At 65.4% G+C, this 23,865-nt stretch carries 25 protein-coding genes and 1 tRNA gene; 15 read left to right on the top strand and 11 right to left on the bottom strand.

Translation table 11 applies throughout. The features are described from left to right. Positions 1-73: 73 nt before the first annotated feature. Positions 74-1,282, top strand: coding sequence for a fatty acid desaturase (locus J7U46_RS01780; protein WP_282823102.1), 1,209 nt, complete (start codon positions 74-76; stop codon positions 1,280-1,282). Positions 1,283-1,392: 110 nt separating this feature from the next. Next, complete coding sequence (locus tag J7U46_RS01775; RefSeq protein WP_282823101.1) at positions 1,393-1,905, top strand: DUF3016 domain-containing protein; 513 nt, start codon at positions 1,393-1,395, stop codon at positions 1,903-1,905. A 78-nt stretch (positions 1,906-1,983) separates the two neighbouring features. Here J7U46_RS01775 and rpmG read toward each other — a convergent pair whose 3' ends face one another. From rpmG to trxB, 3 genes are all read right to left on the bottom strand, one after another. After that, positions 1,984-2,154 (bottom strand): 50S ribosomal protein L33, encoded by a 171-nt coding sequence (gene rpmG / locus J7U46_RS01770; RefSeq protein WP_282823100.1) that lies wholly within the window; start codon positions 2,152-2,154, stop codon positions 1,984-1,986. A 29-nt stretch (positions 2,155-2,183) separates the two neighbouring features. Further along, positions 2,184-2,417 carry a 50S ribosomal protein L28 gene (rpmB, locus tag J7U46_RS01765; protein WP_268153841.1) on the bottom strand — a complete coding sequence of 78 codons (234 nt, stop codon included), beginning with the start codon at positions 2,415-2,417 and terminating at the stop codon, positions 2,184-2,186. 197 nt (positions 2,418-2,614) lie between these two features. After that, positions 2,615-3,574 carry a thioredoxin-disulfide reductase gene (trxB, locus tag J7U46_RS01760; RefSeq protein ID WP_282823099.1) on the bottom strand — a complete coding sequence of 320 codons (960 nt, stop codon included), beginning with the start codon at positions 3,572-3,574 and terminating at the stop codon, positions 2,615-2,617. 178 nt (positions 3,575-3,752) lie between these two features. On the opposite strand from trxB, the gene J7U46_RS01755 reads away from it, so the two are divergent. The 9 genes from J7U46_RS01755 to J7U46_RS01715 all read left to right on the top strand — a co-directional run bounded on the left by J7U46_RS01755 (position 3,753) and on the right by J7U46_RS01715 (position 14,402). Then, positions 3,753-4,421, top strand: a complete 669-nt coding sequence (locus tag J7U46_RS01755) for a Crp/Fnr family transcriptional regulator (protein WP_282823098.1) — start codon at positions 3,753-3,755, stop codon at positions 4,419-4,421. A 201-nt stretch (positions 4,422-4,622) separates the two neighbouring features. Next, positions 4,623-6,881, top strand: a complete 2,259-nt coding sequence (locus J7U46_RS01750; RefSeq protein WP_282824935.1) for a DNA translocase FtsK — start codon at positions 4,623-4,625, stop codon at positions 6,879-6,881. Between the two features lie 2 nt (positions 6,882-6,883). Beyond that, positions 6,884-7,504 carry an outer membrane lipoprotein chaperone LolA gene (lolA, locus tag J7U46_RS01745; protein ID WP_282823097.1) on the top strand — a complete coding sequence of 207 codons (621 nt, stop codon included), beginning with the start codon at positions 6,884-6,886 and terminating at the stop codon, positions 7,502-7,504. 34 nt (positions 7,505-7,538) lie between these two features. Next, on the top strand, positions 7,539-9,221 hold the full coding sequence (locus tag J7U46_RS01740) for a cation:proton antiporter (protein WP_282823096.1): 1,683 nt from the start codon (positions 7,539-7,541) through the stop codon (positions 9,219-9,221). A gap of 55 nt (positions 9,222-9,276) precedes the next feature. After that, on the top strand, positions 9,277-10,638 hold the full coding sequence (locus J7U46_RS01735) for a replication-associated recombination protein A (protein ID WP_282823093.1): 1,362 nt from the start codon (positions 9,277-9,279) through the stop codon (positions 10,636-10,638). A 204-nt stretch (positions 10,639-10,842) separates the two neighbouring features. After that, a complete protein-coding gene (locus J7U46_RS01730) occupies positions 10,843-11,772 on the top strand; it encodes a branched-chain amino acid ABC transporter permease (RefSeq protein WP_282823092.1) in 930 nt (309 codons plus the stop codon). A 13-nt stretch (positions 11,773-11,785) separates the two neighbouring features. Then, complete coding sequence (locus tag J7U46_RS01725; RefSeq protein WP_282823091.1) at positions 11,786-12,868, top strand: ABC transporter ATP-binding protein; 1,083 nt, start codon at positions 11,786-11,788, stop codon at positions 12,866-12,868. 12 nt (positions 12,869-12,880) lie between these two features. Further along, positions 12,881-13,654 carry an ABC transporter ATP-binding protein gene (locus J7U46_RS01720; RefSeq protein WP_282823090.1) on the top strand — a complete coding sequence of 258 codons (774 nt, stop codon included), beginning with the start codon at positions 12,881-12,883 and terminating at the stop codon, positions 13,652-13,654. Between the two features lie 19 nt (positions 13,655-13,673). Then, positions 13,674-14,402, top strand: a complete 729-nt coding sequence (locus J7U46_RS01715) for an ABC transporter ATP-binding protein (protein ID WP_282824933.1) — start codon at positions 13,674-13,676, stop codon at positions 14,400-14,402. Positions 14,403-14,462: 60 nt separating this feature from the next. Here J7U46_RS01715 and J7U46_RS01710 read toward each other — a convergent pair whose 3' ends face one another. The 3 genes from J7U46_RS01710 to J7U46_RS01700 form a co-directional block, all read right to left on the bottom strand. Further along, a complete protein-coding gene (locus J7U46_RS01710; RefSeq protein WP_282823089.1) occupies positions 14,463-15,569 on the bottom strand; it encodes a Glu/Leu/Phe/Val dehydrogenase dimerization domain-containing protein in 1,107 nt (368 codons plus the stop codon). 164 nt (positions 15,570-15,733) lie between these two features. After that, positions 15,734-16,462, bottom strand: coding sequence for a 2OG-Fe dioxygenase family protein (locus tag J7U46_RS01705; RefSeq protein ID WP_282823088.1), 729 nt, complete (start codon positions 16,460-16,462; stop codon positions 15,734-15,736). A gap of 5 nt (positions 16,463-16,467) precedes the next feature. After that, the gene (locus J7U46_RS01700) at positions 16,468-17,505 is read right to left on the bottom strand and encodes a CDP-6-deoxy-delta-3,4-glucoseen reductase (protein WP_282823087.1); all 1,038 of its coding nucleotides are present in this window, start codon (positions 17,503-17,505) and stop codon (positions 16,468-16,470) included. Positions 17,506-17,600: 95 nt separating this feature from the next. On the opposite strand from J7U46_RS01700, the gene J7U46_RS01695 reads away from it, so the two are divergent. Beyond that, complete coding sequence (locus J7U46_RS01695) at positions 17,601-18,491, top strand: NAD-dependent epimerase/dehydratase family protein (protein WP_282823086.1); 891 nt, start codon at positions 17,601-17,603, stop codon at positions 18,489-18,491. A 4-nt stretch (positions 18,492-18,495) separates the two neighbouring features. Here the strand turns inward: J7U46_RS01695 and J7U46_RS01690 are convergent, their stop codons facing one another. Both J7U46_RS01690 and J7U46_RS01685 read right to left on the bottom strand, forming a co-directional pair. Further along, the gene (locus J7U46_RS01690) at positions 18,496-19,092 is read right to left on the bottom strand and encodes a rhomboid family intramembrane serine protease (protein WP_282823085.1); all 597 of its coding nucleotides are present in this window, start codon (positions 19,090-19,092) and stop codon (positions 18,496-18,498) included. A gap of 125 nt (positions 19,093-19,217) precedes the next feature. Further along, positions 19,218-19,302: transfer RNA gene (locus tag J7U46_RS01685), tRNA-Leu, on the bottom strand. Between the two features lie 75 nt (positions 19,303-19,377). Here J7U46_RS01685 and cysM point away from each other — a divergent pair. The 3 genes from cysM to J7U46_RS01670 are packed head-to-tail and all read left to right on the top strand — an operon-like array spanning position 19,378 to position 21,099. Continuing rightward, the gene (gene cysM / locus J7U46_RS01680) at positions 19,378-20,298 is read left to right on the top strand and encodes a cysteine synthase CysM (RefSeq protein WP_282823084.1); all 921 of its coding nucleotides are present in this window, start codon (positions 19,378-19,380) and stop codon (positions 20,296-20,298) included. Next, on the top strand, positions 20,295-20,840 hold the full coding sequence (locus J7U46_RS01675) for an NUDIX hydrolase (protein ID WP_282823083.1): 546 nt from the start codon (positions 20,295-20,297) through the stop codon (positions 20,838-20,840). Before cysM ends, J7U46_RS01675 begins: the two co-directional genes overlap by 4 nt. Before the next feature lie 31 nt (positions 20,841-20,871). Continuing rightward, the gene (locus tag J7U46_RS01670) at positions 20,872-21,099 is read left to right on the top strand and encodes a sulfurtransferase TusA family protein (protein WP_282823082.1); all 228 of its coding nucleotides are present in this window, start codon (positions 20,872-20,874) and stop codon (positions 21,097-21,099) included. A 375-nt stretch (positions 21,100-21,474) separates the two neighbouring features. Here the strand turns inward: J7U46_RS01670 and J7U46_RS01665 are convergent, their stop codons facing one another. From J7U46_RS01665 to trxA, 3 genes are all read right to left on the bottom strand, one after another. Beyond that, positions 21,475-21,726, bottom strand: coding sequence for a type B 50S ribosomal protein L31 (locus J7U46_RS01665; protein ID WP_282823081.1), 252 nt, complete (start codon positions 21,724-21,726; stop codon positions 21,475-21,477). 224 nt (positions 21,727-21,950) lie between these two features. Then, positions 21,951-23,213, bottom strand: a complete 1,263-nt coding sequence (gene rho / locus J7U46_RS01660; protein WP_282823080.1) for a transcription termination factor Rho — start codon at positions 23,211-23,213, stop codon at positions 21,951-21,953. Positions 23,214-23,449: 236 nt separating this feature from the next. Then, positions 23,450-23,779, bottom strand: a complete 330-nt coding sequence (trxA, locus tag J7U46_RS01655; RefSeq protein WP_282823079.1) for a thioredoxin TrxA — start codon at positions 23,777-23,779, stop codon at positions 23,450-23,452. Positions 23,780-23,865: the final 86 nt, after the last annotated feature.

Below are 23,865 nucleotides of genomic sequence, written 5' to 3'. Positions count from 1 at the left end.
CGCGTCGCCTACAATCCCAGCACTTCTTTTCGCCCAGTCGTTGGGTAAGGGTTTGGACTGAATGAATGAATTGATGATTGTTCGCGATGCCTTGGTGCAGTGGCTTGGCTACGGCCTGCTGGATGCCAGCGTCTGGCAAATCGTGGGCTACACCCTGGTTCTGACCCACTTCACCATCCTGGGTGTCACCATCTTCCTGCATCGTGCTCAATCGCACCGTGCGCTGGAACTGGGTCCCATCCCCTCGCATTTCTTCCGTTTCTGGCTGTGGCTGACCACGGGCATGGTGACCAAGGAGTTTGTCGCCATCCACCGCAAGCACCACGCCAAATGCGAGACCGAGGAAGACCCGCACAGCCCGCAGACGCGCGGCCTGAAAGCCTTGCTCCTGACGGGCGTCGAGCTCTACCGTGCCGAATCCAAGAACATGGAGACCATGGCCAAGTACGGCACGGGCACGCCGGACGACTGGATCGAGCGCAACCTGTACACCCGCTATTCCTGGCAGGGCGTTGGCCTGATGCTGGTCATCAACCTGGCGCTGTTCGGTGCCATCGGCGCCACCATCTGGGCGATCCAGATGGCCTGGATCCCGGTCTGGGCGACCGGCGTGATCAACGGCATCGGCCACTACTGGGGCTATCGCAATTTCGAGGCACCTGACGCTTCGCGCAATGTCTCGCCCTGGGGCATCCTGATCGGCGGCGAAGAACTGCACAACAACCACCACACCTATCCGGTGTCGGCCAAGTTCTCGGTCAAGCCCTTCGAATTCGACATCGGCTGGGGTTACATCCGTGCCATGGAAATGATCGGCTGGGCCAAGGTCCGCAAGACCGCGCCCAAGCTGCAGCTCGGCGAGATCAAGCCGGCCGACAAGGACACGCTGGAAGCCCTGATCGCCAACCGCTACGAAGTGATGGCCGCTTATGGCCGCAGCCTGAAGGCTGCTTGCGCGGCCGAACTGGCCAAGCTGAAGGCGCAAGGCGAGCAGAACGGCGCCAAGCTGGCCCAGTTCAAGCTGGCCAAGCGCTGGCTGCACCGTGACAGCGACTTCATCCCGGCCGAGGCCAAGGCCGAGATCGATGGCGCCCGCGCCGCCAGCCCCGCGCTGGACAAGCTGGTGTCCATGCGCGAAGAGCTGCGCCAGATGTGGACCCGGACCAATGTGTCGGCCGAACAGCTGGTCAGTGACTTGCAGGCCTGGTGCCGCAAGGCCGAGGAAAGCGGTATTGCCGAGCTGCGTGCCTTCTCGATGAGCTTGCGCGCCGCCCGCGCCTGAGACTGTTCGCGACGCGTGCGTTAACGCGAGTAAAAGGCGCCGCAAGTCGGCGCCTTTTTCATGGTCGCTGCCTATACTTTGCCCATCCACATGACGCCAAGGAGGGCTCCATGAACACCAAGCTCATTCTCAAGCCGTTGCTCGCGGCCGGCCTGCTGGCGATCGCCGCTGCGGCTCAGGCCGGGATCACGGTCAAGTTCGTCAGGTCCGAGAGCTTCGCCGACATCAACCGCTTCCGTGGCAATGGCGATGAGATCCTCAAGCAGATCGAGGCCCATTTGCAGGCCCAGGCGGCCAAATACATGACGGGCTCGCAGGAGTTGGTGATCGAGGTCACCGATATCAACCTCGCGGGCGAAGAAGAGCCTTGGGGTCGCCACATGGACCGCCTGCGCGTGATGCGCCCGATGACCATCCCGACCATGGACATGAGCTACAAGCTCAGCGATGGCGATCGGGTGCTCAAGGAAGGCAAGGCCCATGTGTCCGACATGAGCTACCTCGACCGCTTCAACCGCTACTCGACTGGCGATGAGCTGCGCTTTGAGAAGCGCATGCTGGACGACTGGATCAAGGCTGAATTCGGCAAGCCGGCTGGCACGGCCACGGCCTCGGGACGCTGATCGTCGAGTCGGCGTGCAAAACAAAAAACCCGCCAGCGGCGGGTTTTTTGTTGTCAGGCTTTCAAGCCCCATGCTGAATTACTTCAGCTTGGTTTCCTTGTACAGGACATGCTTGCGGGCCTTGGGATCGAACTTCATGAATTCGAGCTTTTCGGGCGTCGTCTTCTTGTTCTTGTTCGTGGTGTAGAAGTGACCGGTGCCGGCTGTGGATTCCAGCTTGATCTTGTCGCGTCCGCCTTTGGATGCCATGGTAGTTCTCCTTGTTTCCTAGTGGACGATTACAGCTCGCCCTTGGCGCGCAGATCGGCAACGACTTGGTCGATACCGACCTTGTCGATCAAACGCAGAGCGGCGTTGCTGATGCGCAGGCGCACCCAGCGGTTTTCCGATTCCACAAAGAAACGGCGGTATTGCAGGTTCGGCAGGAACCGACGCTTGGTTTTGTTGTTGGCGTGGGAAACATTGTTCCCGACCATGGGCTTCTTGCCCGTGACTTGACAGACGCGTGCCATGACGCTTCTCCGGTTTGATGTCTATCTACCCAGCTGCAGCACCGACAGGCGCTGCAGCCACATGACCGCTCTATGCCTGTCAAACCCACGTCGCTGAAGACCAGCTTCAACGCCGCAGGGGCGGTCCATCCAACAGGCAAGCCCGCGATTATGCCACAGGATTCGGGGAATCCCGGGTGGCGCGGGCCTGTGCGGACTCAGGTGCTGGCGTTCTCGAGATAGCGCTGGGCGTCCAGGGCGGCCATGCAGCCCGTGCCGGCGCTGGTGATGGCCTGGCGGTAGACGTGGTCCTGCACGTCGCCTGCGGCGAACACGCCGGGCACGCTGGTCATGGTGGCGAAGCCGTTCAGGCCGCTCTTGGTAACGATGTAGCCGTCCTTCATCTCGAGCTGGCCCTTGAAGATGTCGGTATTGGGCTGGTGGCCGATGGCGATGAAGCAGCCTTGCAGCTTCAGCTCGGTCTCGGCGCCGTCATTCGTGCTCTTGATACGCACGCCGGTGACGCCGCTCTGGTCGCCCAGCACTTCTTCCAGGGTGTTGAAGGTGTGCAGCACCATCTTGCCCTCGGCAACCTTGGCCATCATCTTGTCCACGAGGATGGGTTCGGCGCGGAACTTGTCGCGGCGGTGGATCACGTGGACCTTGGTGGCGATATTGCTCAGGTACAGCGCTTCTTCGACGGCCGTGTTGCCACCGCCGACCACGCAGACTTCCTGGCCACGGTAGAAGAAACCGTCGCAGGTCGCACAACCGCTGACGCCACGGCCCATGAACGATTCTTCAGACGGCAGGCCCAGGTACTTGGCCGAGGCGCCGGTGGCGATGATCAGGGCGTCGCAGCTGTAAGTGCCGCTGTCGCCCTTCAGGGTGAACGGGCGCTTGCTGAAATCGACCTCGTTGATGTGGTCGAACACCATCTGCGTGTTGAAGCGCTCGGCATGCTGCTGAAAGCGCTGCATCAGCTCCGGACCCTGCACGCCCATCACGTCGGCCGGCCAGTTGTCGACCTCGGTGGTCGTCATCAGCTGGCCACCCTGGGCGATGCCAGTGATCAAAGTGGGCTGCAGATTGGCGCGCGCTGCATAGATGGCAGCCGTGTAGCCGGCAGGGCCGGAGCCGAGGATCAGCAGCTTGTGGTGTTGGGTGGTCTGGGTCATGGGAGGCTAGATGGGGTTGCTTGCAACGCACACAAGTTGTGTTGGCCGGCGCTTATACGGCCTAAACCCTATGTGAATGCGTGAAGCAGTTGGCACAATGCGCCCATTTTAGGCGTGCGTGCCTTGCCCGAAGCTGAGCAAGGTCATCGCAAAACAATCCAACCCGGAGGCTATACACATGGCGATGCTGTCGAACCTGGATCTGATCCGCAGGGTGCCCCTGTTCTCTCTGCTGACCACCGACCAGGCCCAGTCGATTGCGGACAGCGTGGTCAAGCGCCGCTTCAAGCGCGGTGAGGTCATTGTTGAGCAAGGGACCAAGTCCAATGCGCTGTTCATCCTCTTGAACGGCCGCGCCCGCGTGCTGACGGCCGACAGCCGGGGCCGCGAGGTCATCCTGGCCGTGCTGCAGCCCGGCGACTACGTGGGCGAAATGAGCTTGATCGACAACGAGCCGCATTCGGCCACCGTGCGTGCCGAGGTCCAGACCGACATGCTGGTGCTGGGTCGCATGGAGTTCTCGCGCTGCCTGCCTGAGAGCAGCAGCCTGTCCTACGCCATCCTGCGCGGCCTGGTCGCGCGTCTGCGCAATGCCGACCGCCAGATCGAGTCGCTCGCGCTGCTGGACGTTTATGGCCGCGTGGCTCGCACGCTGCTGGACATGGCCGAGGAAGAGAAGGGCATCAAGATCATCCGTGGCAAGGTCTCGCGCCAGGACATGGCCAAGGTCGTCGGCGCCTCGCGCGAGATGGTCAGCCGCGTGATGAAGGACCTGGAAGACAAGGGCGTGATCGAGACGCTGGAGAACGGCTCCGTCGTCATCAAGGAACGCCTGCAGCACGATTGAGGCTGGCCGCCTCGGGACGAGGCGGTTGTGATTGGTGAAAACTCATGAGCGAAGGGGCGGTTCGCTTGCGCCACAATGCGCGGCATGAGTTTTCCCTTAGGTTCTTTGCTGGGTGGCGGCGATGCCGCCGCACCCGCTGACAAGGTCTACAAGCGCCAGGGCAAGAAGGCCAGCGCCGCGCCGCCGCCGCCGGCGTACACCATGCGCACACCTCTGTGGCTGGTCATCGGCGCCGTGCTGTGGTGCCTGGCCTTGCTGGCCCTGGTCAGCCATGACCGCGCCGACGCCGCGTTTTCCGTGTCGGGCAGCCGCGAGCTCTTCGTCAACCGCGTGGGCGCCTTGGGCGCCTGGTTCTCCGATCTGCTGTTCTTCTGCTTCGGCTACTCGGCCTGGTGGTTGATGCTGGCCGCGCTGCGGCTGTGGCTGGGCTCGCTGGCGCGTGTGCTGCGCGCGCAGGAGGCAACACCTGCCCCCGAGCACCCGATGCGGGGCATTGGCCTCTTTGCCCTTGGCCTCGTCCTTCTGATGTCGGCCAGCTGTGCACTGGAATGGTCGCGTCTCTATGGCTGGGAGCCCCGGCTGCCCGGCCATGCCGGTGGTGTCTGGGGCTACACGCTGGGGCCCTGGAGCATGAAGGCCCTGGGCTTCGCCGGCTCCGGTGTGGTGTGGATCGCCTTGCTGCTGCTGGGCGCCTCGCTGGCCTTCCGGTTCTCCTGGTTGAACCTCGCCGAGCAGCTCGGCACCTGGCTGGAAAGCCTGAGAGAACGCCGCCAGGAGCGCCGCGAAATGGCCGAAGACCAGAAGGTCGGCGAGCAAGCGGTGCTGGAACGCAAGCAGGTGGTCGAGGTCGAGCGCGAGCGCGAGGTGGTGGCGGAGCATGTGCCCATCGTCATCGAGGCGCCGGTCATCGAGGTACCCAAGTCCACCCGCGTCGCCAAGGAGCGCCAGAAGACGCTGTTCAGCGACCCAGCCGACACCAAGCTGCCCCAGGTCGACCTGCTGGACGCCGCACCGCTGCGCGTGGAGTCGGTGACGCCCGAGTCGCTCGAGATGACCTCGCGCATGATCGAGAAGAAGCTGCGCGACTTCGGGGTCGAGGTGCGCGTGGTGGCGGCCTCGCCGGGCCCGGTGATCACGCGTTACGAAATCGAACCGGCCACCGGCGTCAAGGGCTCGCAGATCGTCAACCTGGCCAAGGACCTGGCACGTTCCCTGAGTCTCGTGAGCATCCGCGTGGTGGAGACCATCCCCGGCAAGAACTACATGGCGCTGGAACTGCCCAATGCACGGCGCCAGACCATCCGCCTGTCCGAGATCCTCGGCTCTCAGGTCTACGCCGATGCGTCCTCGCTGCTGACCATGGCCCTCGGCAAGGACATCATTGGCGCGCCGATGGTGGCCGACCTGGCCAAGATGCCGCACTGCCTGGTGGCGGGCACCACCGGCTCGGGCAAGTCGGTGGGCATCAATGCGATGATCCTGTCGCTGCTCTACAAGGCCGAGGCGCGCGATGTGCGCCTGATCATGATCGACCCCAAGATGCTGGAAATGAGCGTCTACGAGGGCATCCCGCACCTGCTGGCGCCGGTGGTGACCGACATGAAGCAGGCCGCCAACGCGCTCAACTGGTGCGTCGGCGAGATGGAGCGGCGCTACAAGCTGATGTCCAAGATGGGCGTCCGCAACCTGGCCGGCTACAACAAGAAGATCCTTGACGCCGACGAGCGCGGCGAGAAGATCGGCAACCCGTTCAGCCTCACGCCCGAGGAGCCGGAGCCGCTGGAGCGCCTGCCCCACATCGTGGTCGTGATCGACGAACTGGCCGACCTGATGATGGTGGTTGGCAAGAAGATCGAAGAGCTGATCGCCCGCCTCGCGCAGAAGGCCCGTGCCGCCGGCATCCACCTGATCCTGGCCACGCAGCGGCCCTCGGTGGACGTGATCACCGGCCTGATCAAGGCCAACATCCCGACCCGCCTCTCGTTCCAGGTCAGCTCCAAGATCGACAGCCGCACCATCCTCGACCAGATGGGCGCCGAGGCGCTGCTCGGCATGGGTGACATGCTCTACATGGCCTCGGGCACCGGACTGCCGGTGCGCGTGCACGGCGCCTTCGTCAGCGATGACGAGGTGCATCGTGTCGTCGAATACCTGAAGGCGCAAGGCGGCGAGCCCAACTACATCGAAGGCATCCTCGAAGGCGGCGTGCTCGAAGGCGGGGAGGGCGGCGAAGCCCCGGCGCCTGGCGAGGCCAACGGCGAGGCCGATCCGATGTACGACCAGGCGGTCGCCATCGTCCTGCAGCACAAGCGCGCCTCGATCTCGCTGGTGCAGCGCCATCTGCGCATAGGCTACAACCGCGCTGCGCGCTTGCTGGAGCAGATGGAGAAATCCGGCCTTGTGGGCTCCATGAACACCAATGGCAGCCGCGACCTGATCGTGCCGAGGCGCGAGGAATGACGATGATGAACCTGCTCTCCCGGTCTCTGGCGGCTCTTGCACTGAGTGTCGCTGCCGCTGCCGCCCATGCCGACTCGGTCGACACGCTCAACAGCTTCCTGAAGGACGTGAAGAGCGGTCGCGCCACCTTCACGCAGACGGTCACCGCGCCCGATGGCAAGCGCACCAAGAAGTCGTCTGGCAGCTTCGAGTTTCAGCGCCCCAACCAGTTCCGCTTCGTCTACCAGAAGCCTTTTGAGCAAACGATCGTGGCCGACGGCCAGAAGGTCTGGATCTACGACCCCGACCTGAACCAGGCCAGCAGCCGCAAGATCGACCAGGCCCTCGGTGCCACGCCGGCGGCCCTGCTGGCCGGCGGCAATGTCTCGCGCGACTTCATCCTCAAGGCCCAGCCCAGCGACAAGGGGCTCGACTGGGTGCTCGCGACGCCGCGCCAGGCCGAGGGCAGCATCCAGACCCTGCGCATCGGCTTCAAGGGCGGCGAGCTGGCGGCCATCGAGATCCTCGATGCTTTTGGCCAGAAATCGCTGCTCGAATTCGCGGGCGTTGTCTCCAACCCCAGCATCCCGGCCGAGCGCTTTCGCTTCCAGCTGCCGGCCGGTGCCGACCTGATCGAACAGTAAGCAATCCACTCACCTACAAGGAACCCCAGCGACGATGCCCCATGACGTCAGCCTGATCGCCACCCTGGCCGCCGGTTTCGGTCTGGCCTTGATCTTCGGTTATGTCGCACTCAAGCTGCGGCTGCCGCCCTTGGTGGGCTATCTGCTGGCGGGGGTGCTGATAGGCCCGGCCACGCCGGGCTTCGTGGCCGACATGGCCCTGGCCAGCCAGCTCTCTGAAATCGGCGTGATGCTGCTGATGTTCGGCGTGGGCCTGCATTTCTCGATGGGCGACCTGCTCTCGGTCAAGCGCATTGCCGTGCCGGGTGCCATGGTTCAGATCCTCGTGGCCACGGCCATGGGGGCAGGTCTTGCGCTGGCCTGGGGTTGGAGCTTCGGTGCCGCTCTGGTGTTTGGCCTGGCGCTGTCGGTGGCCAGTACCGTGGTGCTCTTGCGTGCCCTGGAAGATCGCGGCCAGTTGGAAACGGCCAACGGCCGCATCGCCGTGGGCTGGCTGGTGGTCGAAGACCTGGTGATGGTCATGGTGCTGGTCCTGCTGCCGCCACTCGCTGGCCTCCTGAGCGGCGAGGCGCTCGGCCCGGGCCTGGCGATGACGGTGTTCATCACGCTGGCCAAGGTCGCTGCCTTCATCGCCCTGATGCTGATCTTCGGCAAGCGCGCCTTGCCGCGCCTCTTGTGGGCCGTGGCGCGCACCGGCTCGCGCGAGCTGTTCACGCTGGGCGTGATCTCGGCGGCGGTGGGCGTTGCCTTTGCGGCGGCCAAGCTCTTTGATGTGTCCTTCGCGCTCGGTGCCTTCTTCGCCGGCATGATGCTGCGCGAGTCGGAATACAGCCACCGCGCGGCCGATGAATCGTTGCCGCTGCGCGATGCCTTCGCCGTGCTGTTCTTCGTGGCCGTGGGCATGTTGTTCGACCCGCGCGTGCTGCTGGACGAGCCGCTCAAGGTCTTGCTGGTCAGCGCGGTCATCATCGTCGGCAAGACGCTGGCAGCCCTGGCCCTGGTCCTGATGCTGCGCTACCCGCTGAACACCGCGCTGACCGTGGGCGCCAGCCTGGCCCAGATCGGTGAGTTCTCCTTCATCCTGATCGGCCTCGGGCGTGGCCTTGGCCTCGTCGGTGCAGAGGCGCAAAGCCTGGTGCTGGCCGGGGCGCTGATCTCCATCGCGCTGAACTCGGTGCTGTTCTCGGCCATCGCGCCGGCCCAGGCCTGGATACTGAAGCGCTCGGCCCATGCCCGCAAGCTGGAGCAGCGCGACGATCCGCTCGCTGAGCTGCCCACCTCGGTGGACCCGGCGCTCTTGCAGAACCAGGTCGTGCTGGTTGGTCATGGGCGCGTTGGCGCGCCGCTGGCTGCAAGCCTGCGTGCCAAGGGCGTGGCGGTTGTCGTGGCCGAGATGCAGCGCGAGCGCGTCGAGGCCTTGCGCGAGCAGGGCCTGCCGGCCGTTTGTGGCGATGCCAGCGAGCCGGCCGTGCTGATCCAGGCCCATGTGGCGCGCGCCGCCATGTTGGTGATCACCGCCGGCGACAGCCTGCAAGCCAGCCGCATGGTTGATACCGCGCGCCAGCTCAACCCCGGCATCCGCCTGCTGCTGTGCGCACGCAGCGAAGACGAGGCGAACCTGCTGCGTGAATCTGGCCTCGGCGAGGTCTTGCAACCCGAGCAGGCGCTGGCCGAAAGCCTGAGTCAGCGCGCCCTCGCGCAGCTCGTCAAGCATTGAGCCAGCACTGAACCTGCGCTGAAGGCAGGGCACGGCGGCTGCGACAATCGCCGCCATGTCCGATGCCATGCCTTCGCTGTTCCCTGACCTGCTGCCCGAGCCTCCATCCGGAGCCGGATCGCGCCCCTCGCCGCAGCGCCCGCTCGCCGAGCGCCTGCGCCCGGCCACGCTCGATGAGGTGATAGGCCAGTCCCATCTGCTCGGCGAGGGCAAGCCGCTGCGCCTCGCGTTCAAGTCGGGCAAGCCGCATTCGATGATCTTCTGGGGGCCACCCGGCGTCGGCAAGACCACGCTGGCGCGGCTCACGGCCACGGCCTTCGGGCGCGAGTTCATCGCGCTGTCGGCCGTGCTTTCGGGTGTCAAGGACATCCGCGAAGCCATGGAGCGGGCGCAGCAGTTTCTCGCCCAGGGCAAGCACACCATCCTGTTTGTGGATGAGATCCACCGCTTCAACAAGTCGCAGCAGGATGCGCTGCTGCCGCATGTGGAATCCGGCCTGTTCACCTTCATCGGCGCCACGACGGAGAACCCGAGCTTCGAGGTCAATTCGGCCTTGCTCTCTCGCGCCCAGGTCTATGTGCTCAAGTCGCTGAACGAGCAGGAATTGCGCCAGCTGCTGAAGCGGGCTCAGGCCGAGGCGCTGGCGCATCTGACTTTCGATGAACAGGCCGTCGCCACCCTGGTCGGCTATGCCGACGGCGATGCGCGGCGCTTCCTGAACCTGCTGGAGCAGTGCAACACGGCAGCCGATGCGAGCAGCATCACGGCGATCACGGCCGAGTTCATCACCAATGCGCTGAGCCTCAACGCGCGCCGCTTTGACAAGGGCGGCGACAACTTCTACGACCAGATCTCGGCCCTGCACAAGTCGGTGCGCGGCTCCAGCCCTGATGGCGCGCTGTACTGGCTGACGCGCATGCTGGACGGTGGCGCCGACCCGCGCTATCTGGCGCGCCGCATCGTGCGCATGGCCTGGGAAGACATCGGCCTCGCCGACCCACGCGCCATGCAGATCGCCAACGATGCGGCCCTCACCTTCGAGCGCCTGGGCAGTCCCGAAGGTGAACTGGCGCTCGGGCAGGCCGTGATCTACCTGGCGATGGCCGCCAAGAGCAACGCCGGCTACAAGGCCTACAACGCGGCCCGCGCCTTCGTGAAGCAGGACAGGAGCCGCGAGGTGCCCGTGCATCTGCGCAATGCGCCCACCAAGCTCATGAAGGAGCTCGGCCATGGCCACGAGTACCGCTATGCGCACGACGAACCGCATGCCTACGCCGCCGGCGAGACCTACCTGCCCGACGGCATGGCCGAGCCGAATTGGTACCAGCCCGTGCCGCGCGGGCTTGAACTGAAACTTGGCGAGAAGCTCAGCTTTCTACGCAAGCTGGATGAAGAAGCCGGGCAGGGCGATTCCTGAGCGGTTACCCCGGGTTACCACCAGGTTCTGACGAACGGGATGGGCCGCAGGCCCTTCTACAATCCCCCCGCCTGCAGGACTGAATGAAGGCTGAGCTGGGCCCGCGCCATACCGAAGACGCGGGCCTTTGTTTTAGGCCCAACCGGCCTGCTTGTGAGAATCTGAGGAGCGGCCACACGAGGGCTGCTCCGTTGGGAGAGTTCGATGGATACCTTGATCCAGCAGGTCATCAATGGCCTGGTACTGGGCAGCATGTACGCCCTGGTGGCCCTGGGCTACACCATGGTGTACGGCATCATCAACCTGATCAATTTCGCCCATGGCGAGATCCTGATGGTCGGGGCCCTGGTGAGTTGGAGCGTCGTCGGCGCGCTGGCCGAGAGCGGCCTGCCGGGCTGGGCCATGATGGCGGTGGCCCTGTGCTGCGCCATCGTCGTCTGCACGATCCTGAACTTCGTGATCGAGAAGATCGCCTACCGCCCGCTGCGCAATGCACCGCGCCTGGCGCCGCTGATCACCGCCATGGGCGTTTCGCTGCTCTTGCAGACGCTGGCCATGATCATTTGGAAGCCCAACCCCAAGGCCTTCCCGCAGCTGCTGCCCGATGTGCAGTACCAGGTCGTGGGTTCGGGCGCCGTGATCACGCTGACGCAATGCGTGATCTTGGGCCTGACCGTGGCCATCCTCGCTGCCCTGCTGTGGCTGGTCCACCGCACCAAGCTCGGACGCGCGATGCGCGCCACGGCGGAGAACCCGCGCGTCGCCGCGCTGATGGGCGTCAAGCCCGACTTCATCATCTCCATGACCTTCGTCATCGGCGCGGCGCTCGCTGCCGTGGCCGGCCTGATGCTGGCGGCCAAGGACGGCTCGGTCACGCACATGATGGGCTTCACGCCCGGCCTCAAGGCCTTCACGGCGGCCGTGCTCGGCGGCATCGGCAACCTGGCCGGCGCCATGCTGGGCGGCCTCTTGCTCGGCCTGCTGGAAGCCATTGGCGGCAACTACCTGGGTGACCTGACCGGTGACGTGCTGGGCAGCAACTATGTCGACATCTTCGCCTTCATGGCCCTGATCCTCGTGCTGACGCTGCGGCCCTCGGGCTTGCTCGGCGAGCGCGTGGCGGACCGCGCCTGAGGAGGCCAGCATCATGCAAACCAAGAACAAATTCGTGCTCTACGCGGTGGTGGCCGTGGCCCTGCTGCTGATGCCCGGTATCTGCGCTTCGCTCGGCCTCGGCAATGGCCCGATGCGCATCATCGATTTGGCCCTGCTCTACGTGATGCTGGCCCTCGGCCTCAACATCGTGGTCGGCTATGCCGGTCTGCTGGACCTGGGCTATGTGGCCTTCTATGCGCTCGGTGCCTACATGTTCGGCCTCTTGGCGAGCCCGCAGCTGAGCACGAACTTCGAGACCTTTGCCGCCGCCTTCCCGAACGGCCTGCACATGCCGCTGTGGCTCTTGATACCAGCCGGCGCGGCGCTCGCGGCCCTGGCCGGTGCGCTGCTGGGTGCGCCCACCTTGAAGCTGCGCGGCGACTACCTGGCCATCGTGACCCTCGGGTTCGGCGAAATCATCCGGGTGTTCATGAACAACCTGGACACCGTCACCAACGGCCCGCGCGGCATCGGCGAGATCGACGGCATCCACTTCTGGGGCTACGACCTCAGCAAGCCGCTGGAGCTGATGGGCTTCACGGTGCCGCCGATCACGCAGTACTACTACCTGTTCCTGGCCTTGGTGCTGGGCAGCATCCTGATCTGCTACCGGCTCGAGACCTCGCGCATCGGCCGCGCCTGGATGGCGATCCGCGAAGACGAGATTGCCGCCAAGGCCATGGGCATCAACACCCGCAACATGAAGCTGCTGGCCTTCGGCATGGGCGCGACCTTCGGCGGCGTGGCTGGCTCGATGTTCGCGGCCTTCCAGGGCTTCGTCTCGCCCGAGTCCTTCAGCCTGCAGGAGTCGATCATGATCGTCGCCATGGTGGTGCTGGGCGGCATCGGTCACATCCCCGGCGTGGTGCTCGGAGCGCTGCTGCTGGCGGCCCTGCCCGAGGTGCTGCGCTACGTGGCGGGCCCGCTGCAGGAGATGAGCGATGGCCGCCTCGATGCCGCCATCCTGCGCCAGCTCTTGATCGCACTGGCCATGATCAGCGTGATGCTGCTGCGCCCGCGTGGCCTGTGGCCCGCGCCTGAGCATGGCAAGGCCGCCCCCAAGGCACAGAACTGAGGGCCGAGAGTCATGACTGAACTTGTGTTGAACGTGAGCGGCGTGTCCAAGCGCTTCGGCGGCCTGCAGGCCTTGTCGGGTGTGGCGCTGCAGATTGGCCGCGGCCAGGTCTATGGCCTGATCGGCCCCAACGGCGCCGGCAAGACCACCTTCTTCAATGTGCTGACCGGTCTCTACACGCCGGACGCCGGCACGTTCGAGCTGGGTGGCAAGGCCTACAAGCCGCAGGCCGTGCACCAGGTGGCCAAGGCCGGCATCGCCCGCACCTTCCAGAACATCCGCCTCTTTGCCGAGATGACGGCGCTGGAGAACGTGATGGTCGGCCGCCATGTGCGCAGCCACTCGGGCATCCTGGGTGCGATCTTCCGCACGCCCGGCTTCAAGGCCGAGGAGGCCGCCATCGCCACCCATGCACAGGCAATGCTGGACTACGTCGGCATCGGCCACCTGGCCGAGTTCAAGGCACGCACGCTGAGCTATGGCGACCAGCGCCGCCTCGAGATCGCCCGCGCCCTGGCCACTGATCCGCAGCTGATTGCACTCGACGAGCCGGCCGCCGGCATGAACGCCACCGAGAAGGTGGTGCTGCGCGAGCTGATCGACCGCATCCGCAAGGACGGCCGCACCATCCTCCTGATCGAGCACGACGTGAAGCTGGTGATGGGCCTGTGCGACCGCGTGACCGTGCTGGACTACGGCAAGCAGATTGCCGAAGGCACGCCGGCCGAGGTGCAGCGCAACGAGAAGGTCATCGAGGCCTACCTGGGCGCCCATGCGCACCACTGACGAGAAGAAGATCAGCAAGATGGCAATCGACGACAGCAACATCCTCCTCGCGGTCAACGGGCTCAAGGTGGCCTACGGCGGCATCCAGGCCGTCAAGGGCGTGGACTTCGAGGTGCGCCAGGGCGAACTGGTCAGCCTGATCGGCGCCAACGGTGCCGGCAAGTCCACCACGCTGAAGGCCGTCACCGGCCTGCAGCCCTGCGCTGCTGGCGAGGTGCGCTACCTGGGCCAGCCGATCAAGGGCCAGGGCGCCTGGGACCTGGTCAAACAGGGCCTGGTGATGGTGCCGGAAGGTCGCGGCACCTTCACGCGCATGACCATCACCGAGAACCTGCAGATGGGCGCCTACATTCGCAACGACAAGGCCGAGATCGAGGCCGACATCGAGAAAGTGTTCGCCCTGTTCCCGCGCCTGAAGGAGCGGGCCAAGCAGCTGGCCGGCACCATGTCGGGCGGCGAGCAGCAGATGCTGGCCATGGGCCGCGCGCTGATGGCCCGTCCCAAGGTCTTGCTGCTGGACGAGCCCTCGATGGGCCTCTCGCCCATCATGGTCGACAAGATCTTCGAGGTGGTGAACGACATCCACCAGCAGGGCGTCACCGTGCTGCTGGTCGAGCAGAACGCCAGCCGCGCCTTGCAGCTGGCCAATCGCGGCTATGTGATGGAGTCGGGCGAGATCACCATGACCGGTGCCGGCGAGCAGTTGCTGAACGACCCCAAGGTGCGCGCCGCTTACCTGGGCGAGTGATCGGCGTCAGCAACAAAAAAGGCGGCCGAGGCCGCCTTTTTGCTTTGCTGACCCGAAGGCTCAGGACGGCTTCACGAGCAGCGAGCGGGCCCAGGCGTCGGCCACGCGGCCGGGCGTCGAGCCTTCGCTTTTCACGCGATCCAGCAGTTCGGCCACGCGGTTGGCGATCAGGGCGACCTCGGCCATCACGGCGTTTTCTTCGCCTTCGCCACGGTACTCGCGGGCCACGCTGATGATGCCGCCGGCATTCACCAGGTAGTCGGGCAGGTAGGTGATGCCACGGGCCTGCAGCGCGTCGCCATCGGCGGCGGTGGCCAGCTGGTTGTTGGCGGCACCGGCGATCAGCTTGGCTTGCAGCGTCGGGATCGACTGGATGTTCAGCGAGGCGCCGAGTGCGCAAGGCGCCAGCACATCGACATCGGCCGACAGGATCTCGTTGATGCCGACGGCCTGTGCGCCCAGTTGCTCCTGCGCACGCTGCACCTTGGCCGCGTCAACGTCGGCCACGACCAGCTTGGCGCCGGCCTTGTGCAGGTATTCAGCCAGATGCCAACCCACGGCGCCGAGGCCCTGCAAGGCCACGCGCACGCCTTCCAGCGAGTCGCGGCCCAGCACCAGCTTCACGCCGCGCTCGATGGACACGAACACGCCATAGGCGGTCTTGGGGCTGGGGTCGCCACCGAAGGCGCCGGCACGCGGGATGCCGGAGACGTACTGGGTCGTGGCCTGCATGCCGAGCATGTCAGCCGTGGTTGTGCCCACGTCTTCAGCGGTGATGTAGGCTCCTGCTAGCGACTGCACGGCGCGGCCGAAGGCGGCGAACAGTGCCGTGCGGTCCTTGATGGCGGCCGGCTTCAGGATCACGGCCTTGCCACCGCCGAAGGGCAGGTTGGCCAGGGCGTTCTTCAGGCTCATGCCTTGCGAGAGGCGCAGCGCGTCGTTCAGCGCGGCCAGCTCGTTGTCGTACGACCAGAAGCGGCAGCCACCGAAGGCCGGGCCGCGGGCGGTGCTGTGCACGGCCAGGATGGCCTTGAGGCCGGTCTCTTCGTCGGCCGCCAGCAGCACGCGCTCATGCGGTTTCTGGTCGGGCAGGCCGAACAGCGAGGAGGGCAGGGAGGCGGTGGGGGCGGTTTGCAGCGCGCGGGCGAGGTCGGAGACGGCGTTCATGGTCGTGCTTGGCATTCGTGATGCGTTCGTGGAGCCAGCCGGGGAGGCCGGGCGGGAGCCGCTTGTGGCAGCGCGCAAATTTTAGGTGCGCCAGGCCCCGACAGCCTTCGCCAGCTGTGCATCAAGCCATGCCAAGCCGGCATGCCTTCACGCAGGACGCGGACTCACGGATCCTGGAAGCCGCCCGCACGCAGGGTCACGACCAGGGTGTCGCGATGGCCATGGCCGCCCTCCGGCTGGATGGGCGTGGTTTCGTGGATCACCCGCTCGTCGTCCAGCAAGAGCAGGGTCCAGGGCTCGGTCATCGTGAAGCGCTGGCCCTGCGGCCCGGCTGCCTCGAAGACACGCGACTCGCCGCCCTTGATCTGATGGCGGCCGATCAGGAACACGGCCACCAGGTCCACGCCGTCACGGTGCGCCCCTTCGGGTGTGGGCCGGCCAATGCCGTCGGTGGTGTCGATGCGGAACTGGTGCGCTTCGACGAACCAGGGCTTGGCACCCTTCAATCCGGAGGCGATGCCGCCAAGACCGCGCAGCAGCTGCTGCCAAGCGGGTAGGGAAGTTGCGGCCGGATCCATGGGCTCAAACAGGCGCTCGATGCCGCCGTGCAGCGCGTTGTAGTCCAGCGGCTGCCAGTGGGCGCGGTGCGGGCATTGGGTGACTGCATCGCCCTCCACGACGAAGCTGCTGTGGCGGCGGAAGCGATAGCGGCCGCCGTCTTTCAGGTAGTTGTCGGGGGGGAGGTCGTTCCAGAAGCCAGCCAGGTCGCTCAACTCGCCCGCCCCGCAGCCCATGGTGGCGGGAAGACTTGCGGGCGCCAGCACGGCATGTCCCAACGCACGCAACTGCTCGGCGCAGTGCGCGGCATCAACATACGGAGGGCTGAACATCATGGCTCTCAGCCCCCGTGCTTGTCCGCTTCCGAGGTGAACGAGTCCGCATAGAACTCGTCCTCGGGCAGTCCGCACTTCGCAATGAAATCGCGCTGGGCCGACTCGACCATGATGGGCGCGCCGCAGGCATAGACCTGGTGGCCGGAGAGGTCCGGCAAGTCGGCCATCACCTGCTGATGAACAAAGCCGGTGCGGCCCGTCCAGCTGTCTTCGGCCTGCGGCTCGGACAGCACCGGGATGTACTCCAGCGTGTCCATCTTCGCGGCGGCGTTCAGCGCCCAATCATGCAGGTAGAGATCGGCCTTGCTGCGGCAGCCCCAGTAGAGCTTGACCGGGCGCGTGAGGCCCAGGTGCTGGATGCGCTCGATGATGGCCTTGATCGGCGCGAAGCCGGTGCCGCTGGCCAGCAGCACGATGGGCTTGTCGCTGTCCTCGCGCAGGAAGAAGCTGCCGAAGGGGCCTTCCATGCGCAGGATGTCTTTCTCTTTCATCGTGCCGAACACATGGTCGGTGAACTTGCCGCCGGCCATGTGGCGGATGTGCAGCTCGATGGCGGCGGGCGTGCCCAGGTTGTGGGGCGCGTTGGCCATGCTGTAGGAGCGGCGTGCGCCATCGCGCAGGATGAACTCCACGTACTGGCCGGCATGGAACTGGAAGTTTTGCGTGGCCGGCAGCTGCAGCTTGATCACGGCCACGTCGGCGGCCGGCTTCTCCATGCTCAGCACGCGGCTCGGGAGCTTCAGCACGGCGAACTCACCGGCGCCCGGCACGGTGCGGGCTTCCAGCACGCAGTCGGTCTGCGGCTTGGCGCAGCAGGTCAGCACGAAGCCGGCGGCTTCTTCCTCGACGCTCAGGGCCTTGTGCTGGTGCTCGCGGTGCACGACCTTGCCTTCCAGCAGCTTGCTCTTGCAGGAGCCGCAGGCGCCGTCGCGGCAGCCGTAGGGCAGGCCCACGCCGGCACGGATGGCGGCGGCGAGCAGGGTTTCATCGCTGTCGACTTCGTAGACGCGGCCGCTGGGCTGGACGGTGACCTGCAGATTCATGGCTGGATTTGTGGAGGCGGTAGGACAGGAAAAACGGCGGCCCGCGCTGGATGCCACGGGCCGTACACTCGGGCGCCATTTTGCCTGAGCCGCCAATGCCCTTGCCCCCGTCTGCCTCGCGCCGGCCGCGCCTCCTGATCATTGGCTGCGGCGACGTGGGCCTGCGCGTGCTCAAGCTGCTGGGCTCGCGCTGGCAGGTGTTTGCATTGACGTCAAACCCAGGGCGGTTTGCCGAGCTGCGCGAAGCAGGCGCGGTGCCGCTGCTCGGCAATCTCGATGAACCGGCGAGCCTGGCGCGCCTGGCCGGATTGGCCGAGTACGTGCTGCACCTGGCGCCGCCGGCTTCGAATGGTGCCGAGGACAGGCGCACCCGCCATCTGCTGCAGGCCCTGGCCTTGCGCCGTGCGCCGCAGTGCCTCGCCTATGTCAGCACGACGGGTGTGTACGGCGATTGCGACGGTGCTCGCTTCGATGAAACGCGGGCGCTGGCGCCGGCCACCGAGCGCGGGCAGCGGCGGGTGGATGCCGAGCAGCAGATCCGCTTGTTTGCGCGGCGCTTCGGCAGCCGCGTGAGCCTTTTGCGTGTGCCCGGCATCTATGCGCCGGACCGAGAGGGTGGACATCCGCGCGAGCGACTGCAGACCGGCGCGCCGGTGCTGCGCCGCGAGGACGATGTCTACACCAACCACATCCACGCCGACGACCTGGCGCGCGCCTGCGTGGCGGCGCTCTTCCATGCGCTGCCGCAGCGGGCCGTGCATGTGTCGGACGACACCGAGCTCTTGATGGGCGACTACTTCGACCTGGCGGCCGATCTCTGTGGCTTGCCGCGCCCGCCGCGCATCAGCCGTGCCGAGGCGGCCGCGCAGATGAGCCCCGTGCGCCTGTCCTTCATGAGCGAGTCGCGCCGGCTCTTGAACACGCGCCTCAAGCGCGAGCTGCGATTGCGGCTGAGCTACCCGACGGTGCGCGAAGGCCTGGTCTGAGGGTTCAACGCAGGCGGCGCGGGCCGCGCGTGCGCCAGTAGCGGATCAGCACATAGGCGCCCAGCATGCCGCCCAGGTGGGCGAAGTGGGCGACATTGGTCGGACCAAAATCGAGGATGCGCGTGCCGAGCAAGAGCTCCAGCGTGCCGAAGATGGCGACGAAGTACTTGGCCTTCATCGGGATCGGCGGTATCAGCGGCGTGATGATGCGGTTGGGGAAGAGCATGCCGAAGGACAGCAGCAAGGCGAACAGCGCGCCTGAAGCACCGACGGTGGGTGCATTCGAGTGCATCAGCACAGAGAACACCAGCTGCGCCAGCGCTGCGGTCAGCGCGCCGGCGAGCAGCAGCTGTGCGTAGCGGCGGCGGCCCCAGACGCGCTCCAGCTCCGAGCCGAACATCCACAGGCCCAGCATATTGAACAGCAGGTGGGTGAAGCCGCCATGCAGGAAGGCATAGGTCAGCGGCTGCCAGGGCATGAAGTTGCCGGACTGCAGCGGCCACAGCGCGAACCAGCCGGCGCCGGGGATGAGCTCGAACAGGAAGAACACGCCCACGCAGGCCAGGATCAGGGCTTTGGTCAGGGGCGGCAGTTGGGGCATGGGTCTCGCTGGCGTGGCTACGTGTGCGTAAGGCCCGAGTGTATGCGGCAGGCGTTCTCGGTACGGGCGCAAAAAAGCCCCGACCTGCGGGGCGTCTTGCACAACACGTTCAGCCGATTCTGTCCTGGTGCCCGGGGCCGGACTCGAACCGGCACACCTTGCGGCGGGGGATTTTGAGTCCCCTGCGTCTACCGATTTCGCCACCCGGGCCGGGAGCAAAACCTGCTGAGTGGCTGGATTATGCCATGCGCGCAGGGGCTTCCCGGGGCTGCCACAATGCGCGCCATGGACAGACCGCAGCACGCCCCCTACCCGACCCTCGAAGACGTGATCGGCAACACGCCGTTGATCCGATTGCAGCGCCTTCTGGGCCCCGATCAGGCCGCGCGCGGCAACGTCATCCTGGCCAAGCTGGAAGGCAACAACCCGGCCGGCTCGGTCAAGGACCGGCCCGCCATCAGCATGATCCGGCGCGCCGAGGAGCGCGGCGAGATCAAGCCCGGCGACACGCTGATCGAGGCCACCTCGGGCAATACCGGCATTGCCCTGGCCATGGCGGCGGCGGTGCGCGGCTACCGCATGGTCCTGATCATGCCGGAGGACCTGTCGATCGAGCGGGCCCAGACCATGAAGGCCTTCGGCGCCGAGCTGATACTCACGCCGCGTTCTGGTGGCATGGAATATGCCCGCGACCTGGCCGAGCAGATGCAGCGCGACGGCAAGGGCCGCGTGCTGGACCAGTTCGCGAATGCAGACAACCCCCGCGTCCACTACGAGACCACCGGCCCCGAGATCTGGCGTGACACGGGCGGCCGCATCACGCACTTCGTCAGCGCCATGGGAACGACCGGCACCATCACCGGCACCTCGCGCTTCCTGAAGGAACAGAACGCAGCCGTGCGCATCATTGGCGCCCAGCCCTCGGAAGGCTCGCGCATCCCGGGCATCCGCAAATGGCCTGAGGCCTACCTGCCCAAGATCTACGACCCGAGTACGGTGGACGAGCTGATCCATGTGAGCCAGGCAGATGCCGAGGACATGGCGCGACGTCTGGCCCGCGAGGAAGGTCTGTTCGCCGGCATCTCGGCCGCCGGTGCCTGCTGGGCCGCGCTGCAGCTGGCGCGCACGGTCAGTGATGCCACCATCGTCTTCGTGGTCTGCGACCGCGGCGATCGCTACCTCTCCACCGGCGTCTTTCCTGCATGAGCAGTGGCGGCGACTACCGCTTCTGCCCGCAATGCGCGGGACCGCTCGCCTGGTTGAGCCAGCTCGAGGACGGTGGCCCCAAGGAGCGGCTGCGCTGCGCCGCCTGCGGCTTCACTCACTGGAACAACCCGACGCCGGTGCTGGCCGCCGTGGTCGAGTGCCTGGACCGCGAGGGTCAGGTCTTGCTGGCCCGCAATGCCGCCTGGCCGGGCCGCTTCTTCGGCCTGATCACTGGCTTCATGGAGGCCGGAGAAACGCCCGAGGCCGGCATCGCCCGCGAGCTGCTTGAAGAGACTGGGCTGGCGGCCGCGGCCGCCCCGACGCTGATCGGTGTCTACGATTTCCAGCGCATGAACCAGGTCATCATTGCCTACCATGTGCCAGCGTGCGGCGAGATTTGTCTTTCGCCCGAGCTGGCCGAGTACAAGCTGCTCGCGCCGGCCGAGGTGCGCTGCTGGCCCGCCGGCACCGGCCAGGCGATGGCGCAATGGCTGCGCTCGCGTGGCATCGAACCCCAGTGGCTGGAGCTGCCCAAGCCATAAAATCCGCAGCAAACCACCGAGACGCCAGCCCATGCAAATCCACAAGGAAATCGACACCCGCGGCCTCAACTGCCCGCTGCCCATCCTCAAGGCCAAGAAGGCCCTGGCCGAGATGGAGAGCGGCCAGTTGCTCAAGGTGGTGGCCACCGACCCCGGCTCCATGCGCGACTTCCAGGCCTTCGCCCGCCAGACCGGCAACGAACTGGTCGAGCAGGCCAGCCAGGCCGATGAATTCATCCACGTGCTGAAGCGCCGTTGAGCACGTAGCGCTGGCAGACCTGTGGCAAGGCTGTTGCGCGTTGCAGCGGGCAAGGTTGATCTGTGAGCTCCCGGTGAAGCTGCAGGCGCTGATGAGGGAGTTTCCGGTAGTAGCGGTTCAGCTCGCGATGGAGGTGCCCGAGGCCAAGACCGTCAGTAACTGCGCTCTGGCGGGCCACTACGTCAGGCGAGCTGACCAAATGTGAGTGAAGCTGGGGTTGTTGCAAGGCTGAACACCTTGCCTGCCCATGTCGGTCTCGCCTGCCGCACCTTGGCTGTGGCGTCCGACGAGTCATCACAAATCAATGCGCGAAGAGCAATAAAAAAAGCAGCCTCGCGGCTGCTTCTTTGTGTGCTGCTGCCGAAGCAGCCGCCATCACTTGCGGATGTGAGCAAACTTGTTGCGGAACTTCTCGACGCGGCCGCCCAGGTTGTCGATGCTCTTTTGCTGGCCGGTGTAGAACGGGTGCGATTCGCTGGTGGTTTCCAGCTTGACCAGCGGCAGGGTCTTGCCGTCGATCTCGATCGTGTCCTTGGTCGAGACGGTCGAACGCGTCACGAACTGGAAGCCGTTGGACTGGTCAACGAAGACCACGTCGCGGTAATTGGGGTGAATGCCGTCTTTCATGGGAACCTCTCGCCGTAGCTGTTTCAGTGCCGGGAGCCACGTTCGCACCATGCGAGCGCACTTTCTGGCGGCGGAAAAACGCGGATTGTAGCCTAGAAATGAGAAACGCCACCTTGAGGTGGCGCTTCGAAGGCCTTCAATCATCGCCAGGCCGGCTCGCGCAGGACGCGAGCCGTCGTTCATGAGGCGTCGGACATGCCGCAGGGCATGTCCTCGGTCCTCACTCACCCACCCCGACGCATCATGTCGAAGAAGTCGTGGTTGTTCTTGGAAGCCTTCATCTTGTCGAGGATGAACTCCATCGCCTCGATCTCGTCCATGTTGTAGAGCAGCTTGCGCAGGATCCAGCTCTTTTGCAGGATCTCGGGCTTGAGGAGCAGCTCTTCGCGCCGGGTTCCGGACTTGTTGATCAGGATGGACGGGTAGACGCGCTTCTCGGCCATGCGGCGATCCAGGTGGATTTCGCAGTTGCCGGTGCCCTTGAACTCTTCGTAGATGACTTCGTCCATCCGCGAGCCGGTGTCGATCAGGGCCGTGCCGATGATGGTCAGCGAGCCGCCTTCCTCGACATTGCGGGCCGCGCCGAAGAAGCGCTTGGGGCGCTGCAGGGCGTTGGCGTCCACACCACCGGTCAGGACCTTGCCCGACGAGGGCAGGACGTTGTTGTAGGCGCGAGCCAGGCGCGTGATCGAGTCCAGCAGGATGATCACGTCCTTCTTCATCTCGACCAGGCGCTTGGCGCGCTCGATCACCATTTCGGCGACCTGCACGTGGCGCGCGGCCGGCTCGTCGAAAGTGGAGGAGATGACCTCGCCGCGCACCGTGCGCAGCATTTCAGTCACTTCTTCCGGACGCTCATCGACGAGCAGCACGATCAGGTGGCAGTCGGGATGGTTGGCCACCAACGCGTGCGCGAGGTGCTGCATCATCACCGTCTTGCCGGTCTTGGGCTGGGCCACGAGCAGGGCGCGCTGGCCTTTGCCGATGGGCGCGATCAGGTCGATGATGCGGCCGACCGTGTTCTCGTCGCCCTTGATGTCGCGCTCAAGCCTGAACTGTTCCTTGGGGAACAAGGGCGTCAGGTTCTCGAACATGATCTTGTGCTTGCTCTCCTCGGGCGTCGAGCCGTTCACGCGGTCGACCTTGACGAGGGCAAAGTAGCGCTCGCCGTCCTTGGGGACGCGCACTTCGCCTTCGATCATGTCGCCGGTGTGGAGGTTGAAGCGGCGGATCTGGCTCGGCGACAGGTAGATGTCGTCGGTCGAGGCCATGTAGCTGGCTTCGATGGAGCGCAGGAAGCCGAAGCCGTCGGGCAGCACTTCGAGCACGCCGTCGCCGAACACCTGTTCGCCGGCCTTGGCGCGCTTCTTCATGATCGCGAACATCAGCTCCTGCTTGCGCAGGCGGGCGACGTTGTCGATCTCGAGCTCTTCGCCCATCTTGATCAGGGCGGAGACGTGAAGCGCTTTCAGTTCTGAAAGATGCATGGAATAACCCTGGTGGGTGGTCCGGAGGCCCTGCCAAGAGCCATGGGACAAATACTTCGGCGACCAGCGCTGCCTATGGAATCAGACCGCAGACATTGCGCGGCAGGAACCAACAAAAAACAAATTCAAGGGAGCTTGGGCGCCGAGTCCACGCGCCGCGAGGGGCGTGTTGGCAGTTCTGCTGTCGCTGCGAGGTGGGCTCTGGCGAGTGCCTCGCGGCGACAGGTTGGAGCGAATTATAGATTGGCGTCCAGGAAGGCCGTCAACTGGGCCTTGGAGAGTGCGCCGACCTTGGTGGCGGCGAGCTGGCCGCCCTTGAACAGCATCAGCGTCGGGATGCCGCGGATGCCGAACTTGGCCGGCACTTCGCGGTTCTCGTCCACGTTCATCTTGGTGATCTGCAGCTTGTCCTTGTAGTCCTTGGAGACTTCGTCCAGGATGGGGGAGATCATCTTGCAGGGGCCACACCATTCGGCCCAGTAGTCGACCAGCACGGCCTTGTCGGCTTGGAGCACGTCGGCATCGAAGGATGCATCGGAAATATGTTTGATCAATTCGCTGCTCATGGAATGTCCTTGGGCGGGCCGAGCCGGCCGGGGTTCAATGCACAATGATTCTGACACAAAGGTCTGAAGCCCTCGGGGCAGAGGGG

The organism is Pelomonas sp. V22 (assembly GCF_030014915.1).
Lineage (GTDB): Bacteria > Pseudomonadota > Gammaproteobacteria > Burkholderiales > Burkholderiaceae_C > JAUASW01.
Note: the sequence above shows the minus strand (reverse complement) of the source record. Positions and strands in the feature narration are given on the sequence as shown.